An 18,996-nucleotide genomic window follows, 5' to 3' on the forward strand; every position below is an offset into this window, starting at 1 on the left:
AACTCCGGCGGCCCACAGATGCGGCCGCGCGGAGTCTGAGCAAGTTGCCGGAACTTTGTCAATGGAGCCCGCGCGGAGTTGCCACAACAACCCTGCCGCCCTCAGTCGGGTCGTGGTCGCGGTTCCCGTCCGCCGCCCGCACTTCGGTGAAGACACGGCGGATTTCCGGGAACCGCTCCTTCACCCGCCGTTCGGCGCGGGCCAGTGCCCGCTCCACCTCCCCGCCGCTGACCTCGTCCCGCACATCCAGGCTGACGGTCACGATCACCACCTGCGGGCCGAGATGGATGGTGAGCACCTCGTTCACCCGGTCGACGGCAGCATCCTCCATCAGCAGGGCGCGTACCCCGCGCACGAGGTCGGGGCGGGCGGACTCGCCGATCAGCAGGCTCTTCGTCTCATAGGCGAGAAAGGCGGCGGTGATTGCCAGAACCAGACCGATCAGGACCGATCCGATGCCGTCCCACACCGGCTGGTCCAGAGCCAGGTCGGCCGACAGGCAGGCGGCGGCGATGAGCAGCCCGACCAGGGCTGCCGAATCCTCGAACAGCACGATGAAGACGGTGGGGTCCTTGCTGGCATGGACGGTCTCGAACACGCCGGCCTCGCCCCGGCTGGCGTTGAAGGCGCGCAGGGCCACCATCCAGCTGATCCCCTCCATCACCAAGGCGACACCCAGCACGACGAAGTTGATCCAGGGCGATTCCACCGGCTGCGGGTGCAGGATCTTCTCCACCCCTTCATAGATGGAGACCACCGCGCCGCCGGCGAAGATCACCAGCGCCACGACGAAGGTCCAGAAATACAGCTCGCGCGCGTAGCCGAAGGGATGGCGCTCGTCGGGCGCCTTCTTCGACCGCTTCAGCCCGACCAGCATCAGCGCCTCGTTCCCGGTATCGACCAGGGAATGGACCGCCTCGCTCAGCATGGACGAGCTGCCGGTGACGACCGCCGCGACGAATTTGGTGACGGTGATCGCCAGATTGGATGCGATGGCGGCGAAGACGACTTTCCCCGACTCCCCTTCTTCTGCCCCGCCCGCCGACGCCGTCATCGCGTTCCGCGCCATATCGCCCCCTTCCCCCGGCCAAACCCACGGACAAGACAACTCTGCTGCCGCCGGCCGGTTCCCAGGCCGCCGACCGCCTGAACCTTGGTGACGCCCCGACGGCGATATGGGCCGCCCGGATTTGAACTTTGGTGACGCCCCCGGCCGAACCGACTCGGCAAGACTCCTGAACTTTGGTGACGCCGGGCAGTTCAGCGGCGGTTCTGGGGTTTGAACTTTGGTGACGCCACCGGCCCCGAATCGACTCGACCGGCCGTTTGAACTTTGGTGACGCCCGGACAGTGCGGACCGGTGATAGGTGACCGGACGAGCCTCCGCTCAGGTCGGCGTCCTTCCCGCGAAGGCGGAAATCCAGCCAATTCAGCGACTTATTCGGGACATCTCCCCAATCCCCGCCTTCGTGGGGATGACGGAGGGCCGACAACTCTCCTGGCGGGCCGTGCGATGCCGGTAACGGCACGGCTCCAATCCGCTGGAATCCTTGAACTTTGGTGACGCTCCGCAGGCGCCGCCACCCGAATCCAACCCCGAATCGACAGGTCCGACGTCACCAAGGTTCAAACTGCCAAGCGATCGGCAGACCCGATTCGTCCACAGCCACGCGGTTTTTCCCCATGAACTTTGGTGACGCCATCCTTGAACTGTGGTGACGCGACTCGGACTTATCCCCTGAACCTTGGTGACGAATCTAATAGTTGGTTCCAAATAGCTTCCAATTAGCCTGCGTCACCAAGGTTCAAATTGCCTTTGGCGCGATCCGGGGTGTTGTATCTGGCAGGTTCGGTCACCGGACGGTCACATGACCCTTGGCAAGTGCGCCGTCACGGAACCAAAAGCGGGAGGTCGGCATGGGCAGCATTCATCGTTTGATCGAGACTCACGGACGCGACGGCGCACTGGCCCTCGTTTCGGACGAGGAACGGCCCCTGATCGACATCGCCGCCGCGGTCCAGGCGGCGGAAAACGGCAAGCTCGGCATCACCTATGCCGGATTCTGCCAGACGGCACTGCCCCACCGCCAGCTTCCCGACGACCAGCATTGGGAACGGCCGGGCCACAAGGTGAAGCTGGTGATCCAGCCCGGCGTGATCGAGGACCGCAACGGCGTCACCCGCCGAATCGGCGTCCCCTATGGCAGCCGGGCGCGCATGATCCTGCTCTATTTGCAGACCCGCGCCATCCAGACCGGCAATCCGGAGGTGGAACTGGGCGGTTCCATGCATGACTGGCTGAAACGCATGGACATTCCGATCTGCGGCAAGGCCTATCGCGACGTGGAAGATCAGGCGGCCCGCCTCTCCGCCTGTCATCTGACCTTCTTCACCGACGCCGACGGCGGCCGGCGGCAGAGCAAAGAATCGATCGTCGCCGACGCCATCCAGCTGCGCCGTCCCGACGACCGCCAGGGAACCCTGTTCACCGAGACGGTGCGGCTCAGCGACAGCTTCTTCAAGGCCCTTCGCGAGCATCCGGTCCCGGTGGCGGAAGAGGCGCTGAAGGCGATCAGCGGCAAGTCAATGGCGCTCGACGTCTATATCTGGCTGGCCTACCGCCTGCATTCGCTGGACAAGCCGACGCCGATCACCTGGGCGGCCCTGCACGGCCAGTTCGGCGCCGGCTACGCCCTGGTCCGTCAGTTCAAGACCAAGTTCATCCCGAATCTGAAATACGCCATGGCCGCCTATCCGGACGCCCGGGTCGAGGAAGCCGCCGAGGGCCTGATCCTCTACCCGTCGCGACCGCCGATCAACGAGCGGGTGATGGCGCGCATCGCCTGACGTCCTGTGGACTCCCGGCGCTGAACTTTGGTGACGCTGGTCCCGCCGATTCCTGAACTCTGGTGACGCTGTGCATCGCAGACCGGCAGTCACGAAAAGCGTTCTATCACCAGATCCAGCAGGGCGCGCAGGCGGGCCAGCCGGCGGAGATCCTGGTGATAGCCGACCCAGACATCGCGTCCGGGCGGCGGCTCGCCAAGGTCGATGACCTGCAACCGGTCCAGGGCATCGCCGATCGGGCGCGGCAGAACCGCCAATCCGACGCCGAACGCGGCCATGGCGGCCTGGACGTCACGGTTGTTGCTGCGAAACGCGATGCGGGCATTGGGCAGCATCCGCCGCAGCCATTCCACATCGGGCATGCCGCCGAAGGCGGTGTCCATCGTGACCAGCGCGCAGCCGGTGCCGTCACCGACCTTCGGCGGCGGGCTGCCGACGATCCCATACAGGGCGTAGTCGATCCGGGTCAGCTTGCGCTGCACCACTTCCGGCTCGTCGAACGGACGGATGCGGAACACGAGGTCGGCCTCCCGCCTGGACAGGCTCAGCAACCGCGCTTCGGTCAGCAATTCCACCGTCACACCGGTGTGGCGCCGCGTGAACTCGTGGAGGACCGGGGTCAGCATGTGAAGGCCGAACCAGTCGGAGGACGACAGCCGCAGGCTGCCCTCCAGCCGTCCGCCTTTGCCGGCCAGTTCGCGCTCCAGCGCAAGGCTTTCCTCTTCCATGCGCTCGGCATGGCGCAGCACGGCCGCCCCTTCGTCGGTCAGCACGAAACCGTCGCTGGTTCGCTGGAACAGCGTGTGCCCCACCGCCTCTTCCAGCGCGCGCAGACGCCGCCCCATGGTCGGCTGGGTCTGTCCGATCCGCCGTGCCGCCGCGCCGAGCGTGCCCTCGCGGGCGATCGCCAGGAATATCCGAAGGTCGCTCCACTCCATGCCGGATCATACATAAATGAATGGAGTTCAAACAGTATCGTTGTTTTTCAAACAACCGCGTTAGGGACATCCTTCGGGACGTCACCACGATGCACCCCAACGAGGAGCAAGACCATGTCCCAGGATCCGAACAACACGATGCGCGCGCTGGTGCTGGACGCGTATGACGCCCCGTTCCGGCTGACCGAGGTGGCGCGGCCGGTGGCCGGTCCCGGTCAGGTGCTGGTCCGCATCGCCGCCAGCGGCGTCAACCCGCTGGACACCAAGATCCGGGCCGGCGCCGCCGCCCACGCGAAACATCCGCTGCCCGCCATTCTCGGCATCGATCTGGCGGGCGAGGTCGTCGCCGTCGGTCCCGGCGTCACCGCCTTCCGGCCCGGCGATCAGGTCTATGGCATGACCGGCGGCGTCGGTGGCCGGCAGGGCTCGCTGGCGGAATACGCCGCGGTCCAGGCCGACCTGCTCGCGCACAAGCCGGCGAACCTGACGATGCGCGAAGCCGCCGCGCTGCCGCTGATCACCATCACCGCCTGGGAAGGGCTGGTCGACCGCGCCAATGTGCAACCCGGACAGACGGTTCTGGTCCAGGGCGGCGCCGGTGGCGTGGGCCATGTGGCGGTGCAGATCGCCCGTGCCTTCGGCGCGGCCGTCTGGGCGACCGAGTCCGCGGGAAAGTTGGCGCTCGTCGAACGGCTGGGCGCCACCGCCATCGATTACCGGGCCGAGACGGTCGAAGCCTATGTCGCCCGCCACACCGGGGGCCATGGCTTCGATCTGGTCTATGACACCGCCGGCGGGCCGGTGCTCGATGCCTCGTTCCAGGCGGTGCGGCGTTTCGGCCATGTGGTCAGCTGCCTGGGCTGGGGGACGCATGCGCTGGCGCCGCTGTCGTTCCGTGCCGCGACCTATTCCGGCGTCTTCACCCTGCTGCCCATGCTGACGGGGGAAGGAATGGCGAACCATGGCGAAATCCTGCGCCGCGCCGCCGCCCTGGTCGAAGCCGGCAAGCTGCTGCCCCGTCTCGATCCGCGGCGCTTCCCGCTGGAGCAGGCCGACGAAGCGCACACGGCCGTGACCGACGGCAGTGCCGGCGGCAAGATCGTCGTCGACATCGCGTTCTGACCGTACCGATCTTCACTCCGGGCGGACGTCACCAAAGTTCAAGGAAAATCGTTGGTGACAGCGGACCTGCGGCGACGATTTTCCCATAGCCGCTTATCCGCCCGCCCTCTCCGTGGTAGGACTATGAACCTATAATCGGCCACGGAGGGTGCACCATGTTCAGCCAGTCGCGGATCTCCGGCTCCAGCCGGTTTTGGTCGGGATGCCAACGGGTTGCCGGCCGCGTCATCCACCTGTTCAGCCCGGATGGAACAGGTGAACAGCTCCCAGGATCCTGTTTCACGGTGTTTCAAACGTCCCATTCCCCCTCCGCCCCGGGGAAGGCAAAGGGAGGGGACTCGCCTTCCGAAGCGTTACGCCCGACCCGCCGCCACGTCGCGCAGATAGCCGCGCGGCAGGGCGTCGTTCAGCCCATCGACTCCGGTCTGCACCGCACGCGCCAGGGCGGTGCGGGCCAGCACCACCAGCAGGTCGGTCTGGGTGATCATGCCCAGCACCCGGCGGTTCTGGTCGACGATCACCACGTCATGGGTGCGGCCGTCGGACAGGCGGCCGAGCAGGCGGAAGACCGGCGTGTCGGGCAGTTCGGTCGCCGCCGGCGCCATCACGGCGGCGACGCGCGATCCGTGATGGACGGCGTCGCCATGCGACAGCTGCTCGTGCCCGACGATGCCGACCACCATGTTCTGCCCATCCACCACCGGCAGCGTGCGGAAGCCATGCTCCAGCAGCCTAGCGCGCGCCACCTGCGGGTGGGTGTCCGGCGTCACCGTGACCACGTCGCGCGACATGATCTCCCGGCAGGTGATGTCGGCATGCAGCCGCTCCAGCGCGTGCAGCTCGGCATTGACCAGCAGGGCGCCCAGGTCGTCGCGGCTGACGTCCAGCGTCTCGGCCAGCGTGCGCAGCGCAACATCGACGTCGCCTTGGGTCAGGCCGGGCCGCAGCTGCGCCGGCGGATCGTTGGTGCGGTGGGTGTTGACCGCCTTGTGCGGATAGCGGTGGCCGGACAGCCGGTGGAACATCAGCCCGGCGGTCAGCAGCAGGATGGAATTCACCGCTACGGGGAAGAAGGCGAACTTGATCCCCATCTCGGTCACCGCCGGGCCGCCCAGCACCGCGGTCAACGCGGCGGCGCCGCCGGGCGGATGCAGGCAGCGGGTCAGCGACATGGTGGCGATGGCCAGCGCCACTGCGGCGGCCCCGGCCAGCATCGGGTCGGGGATGACGCTGGCGACCAGCACGCCGACAATGGCCGACAGCGTGTTGCCGCCGATGATCGACCAGGGCTGGGCCAGCGGACTGGCCGGCACGGCGAACAGCAGCACCGCCGACGCCCCCATCGGCGCCACCAGCACCGGCGCGCTGGACATGAAGGTCAGCATGTTGCGGCAGAGCAGCCCGGTCGCGGCGATGCCCAGCAGCGCGCCGCAGCAGGCGATCATCCGGTCGCGCAGCGTGGCGCCGGGCAGGATCGGCCGGAACACCAACTCACCCAATCCCGCCAGACGGTTCCGCAAGGCGGCAAGCTTTCCCCTGGTCATACGGTCCCCATTCCTCGGTCTAAACTGCTGATCACCCATTCGGCACTTTGCCCATTTCGGCGGCAAAGTCCGCCGACCCTAAAACCTCAACAGAACTTGAGGTCAAGCGGAAAAGCCGTCAGACTGGCGGGACGGTGGGTTGCAGGAATGGGGAGGGGCCGCAATGCTGTCGCCGGAGGAGTACGACAAGGAGCTGACGGTGGGGGAGGTGGCGCGCCGCTCCGGCGTGGCGGTTTCGACCATCCATTTCTACGAGGCGCAGGGGCTGATCCGCAGCTGGCGCAATCCCGGCAACCAGCGCCGCTTTTCCCGCGACGTGCTGCGGCGGGTGGCGGTGATCAAGGTGGCGCAACGGCTCGGCATCTCGCTCGCCTCCATCGCCGACGCGCTGAACGCCCTGCCGCAGGACCGCTCCCCCACCACCGCCGACTGGCGCCGCATGTCGGAACGCTGGCGGACGGAGCTGGACGACCGCATCGCCAAGCTGACCAAGCTGCGCGACAATCTGGACGGCTGCATCGGCTGCGGCTGCCTGTCGATCCGCGAATGCCCCCTGCGCAACCCGTGGGACGAGCTTGGCGATGGCGGCGCCGGCCCGCGGCTGCTCGACCCGGCCTGACCTTGGGTCCGCCTGACCTTGGGCTTGTCCCACATTAAAATTGCGGCCCATACGAAAATAAGGGGTGAAGACGGCGCGGCGATGGTCCATGGAAACGGCCGTCGAAAGAGCCATCCGTCACCTCAAAGGATCCACAGGGTGATCGTCGCCAATCCGCCCCGTTCCGCCGCACCGCTCCGTCGTCTGGCTGCCTGCCTGTCGCTTGCCGCCGCTTTTCTGGCTTCGGCCCCCGCCGCCGCTCTGACCCCGCCGGATACGGCGGCCAGGCAGGCCTATCTGGTCGATCTGACCAGCGGTGAGGTGCTGCTGGACAAGGACGGCGAGACCCGCATGGCGCCGTCGTCGATGACCAAAATGATGACGGCCTATCTCACCTACGACGCCCTGGTCCATGGCCGGACGACGCTGGACACCGGCTTCCCGGTCAGCCAGACCGCCTGGAAGATGGGCGGCTCGCGCATGTTCCTGAAGCTGGGCAGTCAGGTGCGGGTGGAGGATCTGCTGCGCGGGCTGCTGGTCGACAGCGGCAACGACGCCGCCGTGGCGTTGGCCGAGGGGCTGGCCGGCAGCGAGTCGGCCTTCGCCGCGCTGATGAACGCCAAGGCGCGCGAGCTGGGAATGACCGACACCCACTTCATGAACGCCAGCGGCTGGCCGGATCCGGGCCACTACACCACCGCCCGCGATCTGGCGACCCTCGCCACCCACCTGATCCGCGACTTCCCGCAATTCTACCATTACGAGTCGGAACGGACCTTCACCTGGAACGGCATCCGGCAGGGCAACCGCAATCCGCTGCTCTACCACCCCGTCAGCGTCGACGGCATCAAGACCGGCCACACCGAGGTCGGCGGCTACGGCCTGACCGCCTCGGGCGAGCGCAACGGGCGCCGTCTGGTGTTGGTGGTCAACGGCCTGACCAGCGCGCAGGCCCGCAACGACGAGCCGACGCGGCTGCTCGACTGGGCCTGGAACAGCTTCAAGCTCTACCCCCTGCTGCACAAGGGCGAGCTGGTCGAGCAGGCGCCGGTGTGGATGGGGGCGGAGGACAGCGTGCCGGTGACGGTCGCCGACGACGTGACGGTGACCATGGCGCCGGCCGACCGCAACAGCCTGCATGTCGTCGCCACCCTGGCCGAGCCGCTGCCCAGCCCGGTCCACCGCGGCGATGTCGTCGGCAAGCTCCGCATCGACTATGACGGCGCCGTCCGCCGGACGGTGGATCTGGTCGCCGGCGCCGACGTCCCGGCCTCCAGCGGCCTCACCGCTCTCGGCCAGCGGCTGGGGCACCTGCTGCCGTGAGGTGCCTTGCGGGGCCGGCGTGAAGGCCGGGCCCCGCGCACACTCTCTCAATCCACCTTCAGCGTGATGGTGCCCATGGTGCCGTAGCGGGCGACCGACCGGCTGCCCGGCTCGACGAAGACGGTGCCGGTGCAGGATCCGGTGGTCACCACTTCGCCCGCATGCAGGCCGCCGAAGCTGCGGGTGCCGACATTGGCCATCCACACCAGCAGCCGGACCGGATCGCCGGCGCTGTTGCCGCCGACGACATCGACCTTGGTCTCGCCATCGACCTCCAGCGTCACCGTTTCCTTCAGCGGGTCGAGCGAGCGCCAGTCGGCGATGGCCGGCCCGACGATCAGGGCGCCGTGGTTGAACTGGTCGGCCATGTGGCTCAGCCGGTCCTGGCTGCCGAACCCGGCGAAGCGGGTGTCGACGATCTCCCAGGCGGGATGGACCGAGGCGACGGCGTCCAGAACCTCTTCCCGGCTATAGGGCTGCTCGCGTACCGGCAGATCGCGGGCGAAGCGGTAGGCGATCTCCGCCTCCACCCCGATGACCTGGAACAGATTGGCCGGCAGGTGATCGGTGCCCTCGAAGACGGTGGCGGCATTGATCGGCGCGCGGAAGGGCTCGGCGTCCGGCGTGGCGGCGCCGACCTTCCAGGCGGTGACGGGCCCCAGGCGGCGGGCGACGGCATCCTGGATCTCATAGGCTTCCGCTTCGGTCGCGGGGCGGTTGTCCAGCCCGGTCAGCCACTGGCGGGTCTCGCGCGCGGCGATCAGGGCCTCGACGGTATCGGTCATGACAGGTCTCTGTGGTGGAGGGAAGGGGAGGGGGCGCCGCCCAGGGAGTCGCTGGGGGCGCCGCAGGATTGGCGGACCACGAGCCGGCTGGGCAGGATGATCCGCTCGGGCGGGCCTTGCGGGTCTGCGATGCGGCGCAGCAGCAGGCGGGCGGCTTCCTGCCCGATCTGCCTTGCGGAGGTGGCGACGGTGGTCAGCGCCGGCCGGCTGAGCGCGGCCTCCGGCACGTCGTCGAAGCCGGTGACGGCCAGATCGCGCCCGGCCCTGAGACCGCGCGCCTCCAGCCCCAGCATCAGCCCGAGCGCCACCACGTCGTTGTAGCACAGCGCCGCCGTCGGGGCCGCCGTCTGGGCCTGCGGCCGATTCAGCAGATGATCAGCCATCTCAGCACCCGACCGCCGGGTCAGCGGGCAGCGCAGCACCAGATCGTCGGCCAGCCCGTGCCGCCGCATCGCCGCGGTGAAGCCGGCATGCCGCGCCGCGTAGGCCGAATGGTCCAGTGTCCCGCCGACGAAGGCGATCCGCCGGTGACCCAGCGAGATGAGATGCTCGGTCACCGTTTCCATGCCCGCCTGGTAATCCACGCCGGCATAGTCGCGTTCCTGATCCGAGACGAAGCGCAGAGCCTGCACGCAGGGCAGCCGCCAGCGGTCCAGCCGGTCGAGCAGCTCTGGTTGCGTGCCGGCGGCGGGGCAGAGGATCACCCCGTCGACATTGTGCTCCCGCATCCGCTGCAGGAAACGGTCCTGGCGCTCCGGCTGCTCGGCGGTGTTGGCGATGAAGGCGACGAAGCCTTCGGTGTCCAGCACGTCGTCCACCCCCGCCGTCAACTCGGCATAGAAGGGGTTGTTCAGTTCGCAGACCAGCAGCCCGACCGTGTGGGTGCGGGCGGCGCGCAGATTGGCGGCGCCGCGGTTGTAGATGTAGCCCAGCGCCACCATGGCGGCCTGGACCCGCTCGCGCGTTTCCGCCGCCACCAGAGGACTGCCGCGCAGCACCAGCGACACCGTCGAGCGCGACACTCCGGCATGGCCGGCGACCTCCGTCAGGGTGACGCTTTCAGGCTTGCTGCCGGCAGGTTTGCTGCTGGCCGGCTTGCTGCTGCCCGGTTTGCTGCTATCGCGCGGCTTGGCCACGGCGGCGGTGCCTCACACCACGGCGGTCGGCAGCGGCCGGCCGGCGAAGAAGGCTTCCAGATTGTCCAGCACCAGCTGGCCCATCGCCATGCGCGTCTCCACCGTGGCGCTGGCCTGATGCGGCTGGAGGACGACGTTGTCGAGGCCGTAGAAGCCCTCCGGCACGTTCGGCTCGTCGGCGAAGACGTCCAGTGCGGCGCCGCCGATCCGCCCCTCGGTCAAGGCGGCCAGCAGCTCCGGCTCGTCCACCACGCTGCCGCGGGCGACGTTGACCAGCAGCCCGTCCGGCCCCAGCGCGTCGAGCACGGCGCGGCCGACCATGTTGCGGGCGTCCGCCCCGGCCGAGGCGGCGACGATCAGGATGTCGCTCTCCCGCGCCAGTTCGACCGGCGATGCGACGAAGCGGTAGGACACGCCGTCGCGCGGCTTGCGGTTGGTGTAGGCGATGGTCATGCCGAAGGCCTCGGCGCGCCTGGCGATGGCCTCGCCGATGCGGCCCAGCCCCAGCACGCCCAGCCGCTTGCCGCTGACCTTGCGGGCGAGCGGCAGCTTGCCCTTCGGCCACTGCCCGGCGCGGACGAAGCGGTCGCCCACCATCATCCGGCGCGAGGCGGCGATCATCAGCCCGATGGCGAGGTCGGCGACGTCGTCGGTCAGCACGTCCGGCGTGTTGGTTACGCGCACGCCGCGGCCGCGGGCATGCTCCAGATCGACCGCGTCGGTGCCGACGCCGTTGATGGCGATGATCCCGACATTGGGCAGCGCCTCGACCACCGCCTTCTTCACGCCGGTCCCGCCGCCGGTGACGACGGCGCGCACCCGGTCGGCGACCTCGGCGATCAGGCGGTCGCGGTCAGGTGCGGCGGACAGGCGGTGGACGGTGTAGGCCGCATCCAGCGCCTGCTCGATGGCGGGCATCATGGGTTCGACCAACAGGATTTCGGGCTTCATCGCAATTCGTCCTTGGTGGAGGAAAATTCCTCAGTGGGCCAAAATCTGGCCGAGGAAGCTTCGGGTCCGCTCCGATTTCGGATCGGTGAAGAACGCCTCCGGCGTGTTCTGCTCGACGATCTCGCCGCGGTCCATGAAGATCACGCGGTGGGCCACCGACTTGGCGAACCCCATCTCGTGCGTCACGCACAGCATGGTCATGCCGTCTTCGGCCAATCCGATCATGGTGTCCAGCACCTCCTTCACCATCTCCGGATCCAGCGCGGAGGTCGGCTCGTCGAACAGCATCACCTTCGGGTTCATGCACAGCGACCGCGCTATGGCGACGCGCTGCTGCTGGCCGCCCGACAGCTGGCCCGGATATTTGTCGGCCTGTTCGGGGATGCGGACCCGCTCCAGATAGCGGATGGCGGTGGCCTTCGCTTCGGCCTTGGTCGTGCCGCGCACCTTCATCGGCGCCAGCATGCAGTTCTCCAGCACGGTCAGGTGCGGGAACAGGTTGAAGCTCTGGAACACCATGCCGACTTCGCGGCGGACGGTGTCGAGCTGGCGGTGATGCGGTCCAAGCTCGACCCCGTTGACGGTGATCCGGCCCTTCTGGTGGCGTTCCAACTGGTTGATGCAGCGGATCAGGGTCGATTTGCCCGAACCGGACGGGCCGCAGATGACGATGCGCTCACCCCGGTGGACCTCCAGGTCGATGTCCTTCAGCACCTGGAAATGATCGTACCATTTCTGGACGCCTTCCATGCGGATGACGACATCCGCACTCATCGCAGGCGCGACGCCGTCGCGCGTCGGCTCAGACGCCATTGTCATGGTCGTAACCTCCACCGGGGATTGCGCTTCGTTCGACTTAGGACTTGCTGGCGGTGACCGCCGCCGGCAGGTCGGTGCCCAGCCACTTCTGATGGATGGCGTTCAGCTCGCCGTTCTTCTTCACTGTGTCGAGGAAGCCGTTGACCCATCCCATCAGCTTGTCCTGGCCCTGGCGAAGGGCGATGCCCTGCACCTGGCTCTTCAGGACGAACTTCATCTCGTAATTGGCCTGGGGCGCCATCGTCTTGATCTGCTGCGCCACCACGTTGCTGACGCCCAGCGCATCGACCTGGCCGGACAGCAGGGCCTGCACGGCGCTGGCGTCGTCGTCGAAGCGCATGATGCGGGCATCCTTCGGCGCCACCGCGCTCAGCGACTGGTCCTGCGTGCTGGCGCGGGCGACGCCGACGCTCTTGCCCGACAGATCCTCCGCCTTCTTGACCGGCGACTTCTGCGGGGCGAGCAGCCCGATCTCGATCGCCGCATAGGGCTCGGAGAAGGCGACCTGCTTCGCGCGTTCCGGCGTGACGCCGAGCGAGGCGACCAGCACGTCGACCTTGCCGGTCAGCAGGTAGGGGATGCGGTTCGGCCCGGTCACCGGCACAATGTCGACCGGCACGCCCATGTGCTTGGCCATCAGCTTGGCGACGTCGGCGTCGTAACCGTCGGGCTTGCCCGCGCTGTCGGTGATGCCGAAGGGAGGGAAATCGACCAGCATGCCGATGGTCAGCTTGCCCTTGCCCTTGATCTCCTCGACGCTCTGGGCGTGCGCCGTGGCGGTCAGGCCGACTGCGGCGGTCAAGAGAGCGCCGGCGACGACGAGACGGCGGGTGACGGTGAAGGCCATGGGTGTTTCCTCCGAGTGCGAGTGTTTTTAAGGATTTAACGGGAAGGCGCGGCGTAGCGGGCTTCCAGACGCTGACTCAACAGCGACAGCGGCCAGCACAGCGCGAAATAGATCGCGGCGACGATGCTGAAGACCAGGAAGGGCTGGAAGGTGGCGTTGTTGACGATCTGCCCGGCGCGGGTCAGCTCGACGAAGCCGATGATGGCGGCCAGCGAGGTGCCCTTGATGACCTGGACCAGATATCCCACGGTCGGCGGCACCGCGACCTTCACCGCCTGCGGCAGGACCACATAGCGCATCAGGCCGGGATAGCGCAGGCCGAGCGACCGCGCCGCCTCCCACTGGCCGCGCGGCACCGACTGGATGCAGCCGCGCCAGATCTCGCCCAGGAAGGCGCTGGTGTTCAGCGTCAGCCCGACCGCCGCGGCGACCCACGGGCTCATGTCGATGCCGATCACGGTGGCGCCGAAGAAGACCAGGAACAACTGCATCAGCAGCGGCGTGCCCTGGAAGACCTGGATGTAGCCGGTCGCCAGCAAGCGTAGCGGCTTCACGTCGGACGTGCGGCCCAGCGCCACGAACAGCCCGACGATGCCGCCGCCGATGAAGGCTATGACCGACAGCATCAGCGTCCATTGCACGGCGCTGAGCAGGAACAGGAATTCGTTGTATCCAAAGGCGCGGATCATCGGTCAGTCCCCTTCAGCGCCGGTCGCCCTTAGCGACGATCAATGGTATAGGCGAAGGCCAGCCGGTAGATGCCGGCGAACAGCGCCGAGAACATCAGCGCCAACACCAGATAGATGCCGGTCACCACGATGTAGATCTCGAAGCTGCGGAAGGTCTGCGACTGGATGTTGTTGGCGACCGACGTCAGCTCGTCGGCAGAGATGGCGGACACCACGCTGGAGCTGAGCATCAGCAGGATGAACTGGCTGGTCAGCGCCGGATAGACCGTGCGCAGCGCCGGCTTCAGCACGACGTAGCGGAAGACCTGCAGCGGCCGCAGGCCCAACGCCAGCCCGGCCTCGATCTGGCCCTTGTGGATGGATTCGATGCCGGCGCGGATGATCTCGGTGGCATAGGCGCCGACATTGACGACCATCGCGATCAGCGCCGCCACGTCCGGCGACAGCCTGAGGCCGATGCTCGGCAGCCCGAAGAAGATCAGGAAGATCTGCACCAGGAAGGGCGTGTTGCGGATCACCTCGATATAGGCGTTGATCAGCCAGCGCACCGGCTTCGGCCCGGAGGTCTTGCCGAGGGCGCAGGCGATGGCGATCACCAGGCCGATGGCCATGGCGCCGAACGACAGCCTGACCGTCAGCCAGGCGCCGTCGAGCAGGTAATCCCACGACGCGAACACCGCGTCGAATTGAAAATCGTAGGTCACGGGCGTTCCTCCGCATCCGCGTCGCGCCGCCCTTCAAGGCCGGCGTCGCGCGGATTGCCTTTGTCCGCTTGGGCTGTCGTCCGGGAAAGCCTCACCCGGATCGCCGGGACGCCGCGACGACGACGGTCCCGCTCTCTCAGTGTTCGTACACGGTAATTGGATCGATCCAAAAGCGCAACGGGAAATGAGGAGTGTCGTGATAATTCGTGTTCCAGACATTTGATTGGGTCCCGCATGTGCGGAAACCTTCCAGCGGCGCAGGGCGTTTCACCGGAACGCCGCCCAAACGCCACCCTCGAGGAGCCCTCGGACATGACCGCAGGAACCAGCGCCGTCAGGAGCACCGCCGCGGTGAGCAGCCTCGTCCCCGCCCGGATGGACCGGCTGCCCTGGGCGCGCTTCCACTGGATGGTGGTGGTCGGGCTGGGCGTCAGCTGGATCCTGGACGGCATCGAAATCCAGCTGATCTCCGCCTCCGGCTACAAGGAAAGCTTGGGCATGTCGAGCGCGGAGGTCGGGTTCGCCGGCACCATCTATCTGATGGGGCAGGTGGTGGGCGCGCTGGTCTTCGGCCGGCTGACCGACCGCTGGGGGCGCAAGAAGCTGTTCATCACCACGCTGGCGCTCTACCTGATCGCGTCGGGTATCGCCGGCTTCGCCTGGACGCCCTGGTTCCTCTATGTCTGGCGCTTCATCGCCGGAATGGGCATCGGCGGTGAATATGCCGCCGTCAACTCCGCCATCGACGAACTGATCCCCGCGCGCTTCCGCGGCCGGGTCGACATCGCCGTCAACGGCACCTATTGGGGCGGGGCGATGATCGGCGCGGTCGGCAGCGTCTTTCTGCTCGACCATTCGCTGGTCCCGGAAAATCTCGGCTGGCGCATCGCCTTCTTCATCGGCCCGCTGTTGGGCCTCATCATCATCTACCTGCGCCGGCACATCCCGGAAAGCCCGCGCTGGATGGTTACCCACGGCATGGAGGACGAGGCGGAGCGCATCGTCGACGACATAGAGGCCAGCGTGCGCGCGCAGGGCAAGGCGCTGGCCCCGGTCGATCCCAAACGTGCCATGCACATCATTCCGGAAGACCATGTGTCCTGGGCACAGCTGGTCGACGTGTTCTTCCGGCAATACCCGTCGCGCACCTTCCTGGGCGTGACGATGATGGTGACGCAGTCCTTCCTCTATAATGCGATCTTCTTCACCTATGCGTTGGTGCTGCAGAACTTCTATCACCTCGATCCGTCGCGGACGGCGGTCTATTTCTTCCCCTTCGCCGCCGGCAACCTGATCGGGCCGCTGCTGCTGGGGCCGCTGTTCGACACGGTGGGGCGGCGGCGGATGATCTTCGGCACCTATCTGCTGGCGGGCGTGGTGCTGCTGGTCTCGGCCTTCCTGTTCCGGCAGGGGGTGCTGACGGCGAACACGCACACGATCTTCTGGTGCGTCTCCTTCTTCTTCGCGTCGGCCGGCGCCTCGTCCGCCTATCTGACGGTCAGCGAGATCTTCCCGCTGGAGGTCCGGGCGCAGGCGATCTCCTACTTCTTCGCCATCGCCCAGGTGGTCGGCTCCACCGGGCCGCTGCTGTTCGGCTGGCTTGTGGGGGAGGGGGCGGAGCGCGACCCGCTGTTCTGGGGCTATGTGGTCGGATCGGTGGTGATGATCTTCGGCGGGGTGGTCGCCCTGGTCTATGGCGTCGACGCCGAAGGCAAGGGGCTGGAGGACATCGCCGAACCGCTGACCAAGGCCGACCGCCACCGTGGGGTAGGGGAGGCGGCGGCGGAGACGATCTGACGGCGCTGAGCGGTCATTCCAGCCAGTTTTCGACGGAAAGGCCGCGAACGCGCTGGAATTCCCGCATGTTCGCCGTCACCAGGATGGTGTCGAGCGCGCGGGCATGAGCGGCGATCAACAGATCGTTGCCGCCGATGGGATGGCCGGCAGCCTCCAGTTCAGCCCGAATGCTGCCATACTCGGCATCGGCTGGCAGGTCGAAGGGAAGCACGGCCACATCGGACAGCAGATCTTCGACCCGCCTGGACAGCTTCGCCGACGCCTTCTTGGCTGCACCGTACCGCAGTTCCGCCGCCACCACGATGCTGGTGCAGATCGCATCCTCCCCGACACGCCGCACATGCCCGGCCACCTTGCCGGATGGGTTCCTGACAAGGTCGCTCATCGCGTTGGTGTCGAGCATGTAAAGCATCAAAAGATGTCCTTTGGGGCGACAGGCTTGTCCTCGATCTCCGGGAATTCCTCATCCAGCGGTTCCCAGCTTTCAAGCAGCGCCAGAAGCCCCTTCTTGCGAACCGGTTCGATGATCAGCCGATCCCCGTCGCGGCTGATGAACACCGACTCTCCGGGGAGTTCGAACTCCACCGGAATGCGGACGGCCTGGCTGCGGTTATTGCGGAACAGGCGGGCTTCCTTGCGCTGTGGCGCTGCCGGCTGCGGCATGTCACGACCCTCCTTGTATATGCCAGATACATATGCCAATAACATATGTCATGGAGGGGGCAGGGTCAATCGCGTGTCGTCTCCGGCGCGCGGGCGCCGTTCAGGAACAGCCGCACCGCCTGCCGCACATAGCGGTCGAGGTCGGGGATGGCGGGCGCGCTCTGCGGCAGGATCAGGCGGCGGATCACCAGATTGCCGGTGACCATGCCGAGGAAGGCCTGTGCCGCGGCGGCCGGATCGTCGATGCGCAGGTCACCGCGGTCGGACAGCCGCCGCAGATACTCGGCCAGACGGACGATGGCATTCTCCGGCCCGATGCGGAAGAAGGCCTCGGCGATGTCGGGCACGCGGTCGCCCTCGGCGATCAGGATGCGGACGGTGGCCGTGGTCTCCTCGTTCAGCAGCGCCTTGACCAGATGCAGGGCGAAGGCGGTCAGCCCGGCTTCCGGCGTCACGCGCTCGTCGCCTTGCGCGGGGGCGAGGCCGGAGAGGATCATGGCGTTATCCTCCTCCATGATGGCGCGGAACAGCCCCTCCTTGTCGCCGAAATGCTCGTACAGCGTGGCGCGGGACCCGCCGGCGACGGCGATGATGTCGCTCAGCGTCGTCTTCTCGAACCCCTTTTCGATGAACAGCCGCCGGGCTGCCGTCAGGATCGCCTGCCGGCGCGCCATGCCGCGCGGACCGCAGGTGGCCGGTCCGCAGATGGCCGTTCCGTTGGCGGGTGAGTCCGGCGCGGTATCGGTCCGCGCCTTATGGCTGCTGGTCATCGTGCATTCCCTTCCGGTGCCGCGGCCGGATTGTTTTTGATTCCGCACCTTTCCAGGGGGCCCCCTGCCGCACATCTCTGTCGGACATCTGAGGATCCCTCTTGCGCGGTGCAGCATTCTGACTGTATCGTCTGGTACACTGTACTGTATGAGACAGTACTAAGCAACGGGGATGTGCCGGACCGCCTGACCCCGCAACGTAGCAGGGAGACGGATCCGCCGACGCGCGGCGCCGAGACGAGGTAGATAGATGTCCAAATCCAAGCCATTCATGACGCTGGCCGCGGCGGCCTGCCTGATCGCGCTGCTCGCCGGCTGCAACCAGCAGAAGCAGGCTGCCGGCCAGCCCCAGGGTGCGGGCGGCCCGCCCGAGGTCTCTGTCGCCACCATCGAACCTCAGCGCCTGACCGTGACCACCGAGCTTCCGGGCCGCACCGCCGCCTACCGGATCGCCGAAATCCGGCCGCAGGTCAGCGGCATCGTGCTGAAGCGCCTGTTCCGCGAGGGCAGCGAGGTGAAGGCTGGCGACCAGCTCTATCAGATCGACCCCGCCACCTACGAGGCGTCGCTGGCGAGCGCCCAGGCCGATGTCCAGAAGGCGGAGGCGAACCTGCAGGCCGCCCGCAACAAGGCGTCGCGCTACGGCGATCTGGTGAAGAACAGCGTGGTCAGCAAGCAGGACTTCGACGACGTCCAGGCCTCGCTGAAGCAGAACGAGGCGCAGGTCGCCGCCGCCAAGGCCGCCTATAACCTCGCCAGCATCAACCTGAACTACACCAAGGTGTTCGCCCCCATCTCCGGCCGCATCGGCAAGTCGGCGGTGACGGAGGGCGCGCTGGTCACCGCCAATCAGGCGACGGCCTTGGCCACTATCCAGCAGTTCGACCCGATCTATGTCGACGTGACGCAGACCGCCTCGCAGCTGATGAAGCTGCGCGAGGATATGGCGACCGGCCGCATCCGCCCGGCCGAGCCCGGCAAGATTCCGGTGACGCTGTTCCTGAACAGCAACGGCAGCGGCGACGACACCGCCTATCCGGCGAAGGGCGAGCTGCAATTCTCCGACGTGACGGTGGATGCCGGCACCAGTTCGGTCCAGCTGCGCGCGGTCTTCCCCAACCCGAACAAGGACCTGCTGCCCGGCCTGTTCGTCCGCGCCCGCGTCGAGCAGGGGGTGGCCGAGAACGCCATCACCGTGCCGCAGGCCGCTGTCGCCCGCGGGCCGGACGGCTCCGCCCGCGTCTGGGTGGTGGGGGCCGACAACAAGGCGAACCCGCGCACCATCAAGACCGAACGCGCGGTCGGCAATGTCTGGCTGGTGTCGGACGGGCTGGCCGTCGGCGAACGCGTGGTGGTCGAGGGCCTGCAGAAGGTCAAGCCGGGTGCCGAGGTGAAGCCGGTGCCCGCCCAGAACGCCCTCGCATCGTTGCCGGAAAAGGCCGCTTCGGCCCGCTGATCCCAGG

19 protein-coding genes are annotated in these 18,996 nt (G+C 67.3%); 6 read left to right on the forward strand and 13 right to left on the reverse strand.

The window, feature by feature from the left end; all coding sequences use genetic code 11:
* Positions 1–58: 58 nt before the first annotated feature.
* On the reverse strand, positions 59–1,069 hold the full coding sequence (locus tag FZ938_RS27530) for a cation diffusion facilitator family transporter (protein ID WP_149201450.1): 1,011 nt from the start codon (positions 1,067–1,069) through the stop codon (positions 59–61).
* Positions 1,070–1,917: 848 nt separating this feature from the next.
* Here FZ938_RS27530 and FZ938_RS27535 point away from each other — a divergent pair.
* Positions 1,918–2,847: a replication protein RepA gene (locus FZ938_RS27535; protein WP_109074722.1), complete on the forward strand. Its 930-nt coding sequence runs from the start codon at positions 1,918–1,920 to the stop codon at positions 2,845–2,847.
* An 89-nt stretch (positions 2,848–2,936) separates the two neighbouring features.
* Here the strand turns inward: FZ938_RS27535 and FZ938_RS27540 are convergent, their stop codons facing one another.
* A complete protein-coding gene (locus tag FZ938_RS27540) occupies positions 2,937–3,785 on the reverse strand; it encodes a LysR family transcriptional regulator (protein ID WP_149201451.1) in 849 nt (282 codons plus the stop codon).
* 114 nt (positions 3,786–3,899) lie between these two features.
* Here FZ938_RS27540 and FZ938_RS27545 point away from each other — a divergent pair, with 114 nt between their 5' ends.
* Positions 3,900–4,907, forward strand: coding sequence for a zinc-dependent alcohol dehydrogenase family protein (locus FZ938_RS27545; RefSeq protein WP_149201452.1), 1,008 nt, complete (start codon positions 3,900–3,902; stop codon positions 4,905–4,907).
* Between the two features lie 353 nt (positions 4,908–5,260).
* On the opposite strand, the gene FZ938_RS27550 is transcribed toward FZ938_RS27545, so the two are convergent.
* A complete protein-coding gene (locus FZ938_RS27550; RefSeq protein ID WP_149201453.1) occupies positions 5,261–6,451 on the reverse strand; it encodes an HPP family protein in 1,191 nt (396 codons plus the stop codon).
* A gap of 163 nt (positions 6,452–6,614) precedes the next feature.
* Between FZ938_RS27550 and soxR the strand changes: the two genes are divergently transcribed.
* Positions 6,615–7,070, forward strand: a complete 456-nt coding sequence (gene soxR, locus FZ938_RS27555; RefSeq protein ID WP_149201454.1) for a redox-sensitive transcriptional activator SoxR — start codon at positions 6,615–6,617, stop codon at positions 7,068–7,070.
* A 138-nt stretch (positions 7,071–7,208) separates the two neighbouring features.
* Positions 7,209–8,372, forward strand: coding sequence for a D-alanyl-D-alanine carboxypeptidase family protein (locus FZ938_RS27560; RefSeq protein WP_174757430.1), 1,164 nt, complete (start codon positions 7,209–7,211; stop codon positions 8,370–8,372).
* Positions 8,373–8,419: 47 nt separating this feature from the next.
* Here the strand turns inward: FZ938_RS27560 and FZ938_RS27565 are convergent, their stop codons facing one another.
* The 7 genes from FZ938_RS27565 to FZ938_RS27595 are packed head-to-tail and all read right to left on the reverse strand — an operon-like array spanning position 8,420 to position 14,303.
* Positions 8,420–9,157: a 2-keto-4-pentenoate hydratase gene (locus FZ938_RS27565; RefSeq protein ID WP_149201456.1), complete on the reverse strand. Its 738-nt coding sequence runs from the start codon at positions 9,155–9,157 to the stop codon at positions 8,420–8,422.
* Positions 9,154–10,293, reverse strand: coding sequence for a LacI family DNA-binding transcriptional regulator (locus tag FZ938_RS27570; protein WP_149201457.1), 1,140 nt, complete (start codon positions 10,291–10,293; stop codon positions 9,154–9,156). Before FZ938_RS27570 ends, FZ938_RS27565 begins: the two co-directional genes overlap by 4 nt.
* 12 nt (positions 10,294–10,305) lie before the next feature.
* Entirely contained in the window at positions 10,306–11,244 is a 939-nt protein-coding gene (locus tag FZ938_RS27575) for a 2-hydroxyacid dehydrogenase (protein WP_149201458.1), read from the reverse strand.
* 30 nt (positions 11,245–11,274) lie between these two features.
* Entirely contained in the window at positions 11,275–12,063 is a 789-nt protein-coding gene (locus tag FZ938_RS27580; protein ID WP_281399738.1) for an amino acid ABC transporter ATP-binding protein, read from the reverse strand.
* Positions 12,064–12,100: 37 nt separating this feature from the next.
* Positions 12,101–12,910, reverse strand: a complete 810-nt coding sequence (locus FZ938_RS27585) for a transporter substrate-binding domain-containing protein (RefSeq protein WP_149201459.1) — start codon at positions 12,908–12,910, stop codon at positions 12,101–12,103.
* Positions 12,911–12,945: 35 nt separating this feature from the next.
* The gene (locus FZ938_RS27590) at positions 12,946–13,599 is read right to left on the reverse strand and encodes an amino acid ABC transporter permease (protein WP_149201460.1); all 654 of its coding nucleotides are present in this window, start codon (positions 13,597–13,599) and stop codon (positions 12,946–12,948) included.
* Between the two features lie 29 nt (positions 13,600–13,628).
* Entirely contained in the window at positions 13,629–14,303 is a 675-nt protein-coding gene (locus FZ938_RS27595; RefSeq protein WP_149201461.1) for an amino acid ABC transporter permease, read from the reverse strand.
* 312 nt (positions 14,304–14,615) lie between these two features.
* Between FZ938_RS27595 and FZ938_RS27605 the strand changes: the two genes are divergently transcribed.
* The gene (locus tag FZ938_RS27605) at positions 14,616–16,100 is read left to right on the forward strand and encodes an MFS transporter (RefSeq protein ID WP_149201462.1); all 1,485 of its coding nucleotides are present in this window, start codon (positions 14,616–14,618) and stop codon (positions 16,098–16,100) included.
* Positions 16,101–16,113: 13 nt separating this feature from the next.
* Here FZ938_RS27605 and FZ938_RS27610 read toward each other — a convergent pair whose 3' ends face one another.
* The 3 genes from FZ938_RS27610 to FZ938_RS27620 form a co-directional block, all read right to left on the reverse strand.
* On the reverse strand, positions 16,114–16,512 hold the full coding sequence (locus FZ938_RS27610) for a type II toxin-antitoxin system VapC family toxin (RefSeq protein WP_149201463.1): 399 nt from the start codon (positions 16,510–16,512) through the stop codon (positions 16,114–16,116).
* On the reverse strand, positions 16,512–16,763 hold the full coding sequence (locus FZ938_RS27615; protein ID WP_149201464.1) for an antitoxin: 252 nt from the start codon (positions 16,761–16,763) through the stop codon (positions 16,512–16,514). The genes FZ938_RS27610 and FZ938_RS27615 overlap by 1 nt, the downstream gene beginning before the upstream one ends.
* 65 nt (positions 16,764–16,828) lie before the next feature.
* Positions 16,829–17,533, reverse strand: a complete 705-nt coding sequence (locus tag FZ938_RS27620; RefSeq protein ID WP_149201465.1) for a TetR/AcrR family transcriptional regulator — start codon at positions 17,531–17,533, stop codon at positions 16,829–16,831.
* Between the two features lie 250 nt (positions 17,534–17,783).
* On the opposite strand from FZ938_RS27620, the gene FZ938_RS27625 reads away from it, so the two are divergent.
* On the forward strand, positions 17,784–18,989 hold the full coding sequence (locus FZ938_RS27625) for an efflux RND transporter periplasmic adaptor subunit (protein WP_149201466.1): 1,206 nt from the start codon (positions 17,784–17,786) through the stop codon (positions 18,987–18,989).
* Positions 18,990–18,996 lie beyond the last annotated feature (7 nt).

Source organism: Azospirillum oryzae (assembly GCF_008364795.1).
Lineage (GTDB): Bacteria > Pseudomonadota > Alphaproteobacteria > Azospirillales > Azospirillaceae > Azospirillum > Azospirillum oryzae.

Coding starts and splice junctions, on each gene's coding strand:
- FZ938_RS27530 (WP_149201450.1), bottom strand. CDS start 1,069: ATGGCGCGGAACGCGATGACGGCGTCGGCGGGCGGGGCAGAAGAAGGG.
- FZ938_RS27535 (WP_109074722.1), top strand. CDS start 1,918: ATGGGCAGCATTCATCGTTTGATCGAGACTCACGGACGCGACGGCGCA.
- FZ938_RS27540 (WP_149201451.1), bottom strand. CDS start 3,785: ATGGAGTGGAGCGACCTTCGGATATTCCTGGCGATCGCCCGCGAGGGC.
- FZ938_RS27545 (WP_149201452.1), top strand. CDS start 3,900: ATGTCCCAGGATCCGAACAACACGATGCGCGCGCTGGTGCTGGACGCG.
- FZ938_RS27550 (WP_149201453.1), bottom strand. CDS start 6,451: ATGACCAGGGGAAAGCTTGCCGCCTTGCGGAACCGTCTGGCGGGATTG.
- soxR (WP_149201454.1), top strand. CDS start 6,615: ATGCTGTCGCCGGAGGAGTACGACAAGGAGCTGACGGTGGGGGAGGTG.
- FZ938_RS27565 (WP_149201456.1), bottom strand. CDS start 9,157: ATGACCGATACCGTCGAGGCCCTGATCGCCGCGCGCGAGACCCGCCAG.
- FZ938_RS27575 (WP_149201458.1), bottom strand. CDS start 11,244: ATGAAGCCCGAAATCCTGTTGGTCGAACCCATGATGCCCGCCATCGAG.
- FZ938_RS27580 (WP_281399738.1), bottom strand. CDS start 12,063: ATGACAATGGCGTCTGAGCCGACGCGCGACGGCGTCGCGCCTGCGATG.
- FZ938_RS27585 (WP_149201459.1), bottom strand. CDS start 12,910: ATGGCCTTCACCGTCACCCGCCGTCTCGTCGTCGCCGGCGCTCTCTTG.
- FZ938_RS27590 (WP_149201460.1), bottom strand. CDS start 13,599: ATGATCCGCGCCTTTGGATACAACGAATTCCTGTTCCTGCTCAGCGCC.
- FZ938_RS27605 (WP_149201462.1), top strand. CDS start 14,616: ATGACCGCAGGAACCAGCGCCGTCAGGAGCACCGCCGCGGTGAGCAGC.
- FZ938_RS27610 (WP_149201463.1), bottom strand. CDS start 16,512: ATGCTTTACATGCTCGACACCAACGCGATGAGCGACCTTGTCAGGAAC.
- FZ938_RS27615 (WP_149201464.1), bottom strand. CDS start 16,763: ATGCCGCAGCCGGCAGCGCCACAGCGCAAGGAAGCCCGCCTGTTCCGC.
- FZ938_RS27620 (WP_149201465.1), bottom strand. CDS start 17,533: ATGACCAGCAGCCATAAGGCGCGGACCGATACCGCGCCGGACTCACCC.
- FZ938_RS27625 (WP_149201466.1), top strand. CDS start 17,784: ATGTCCAAATCCAAGCCATTCATGACGCTGGCCGCGGCGGCCTGCCTG.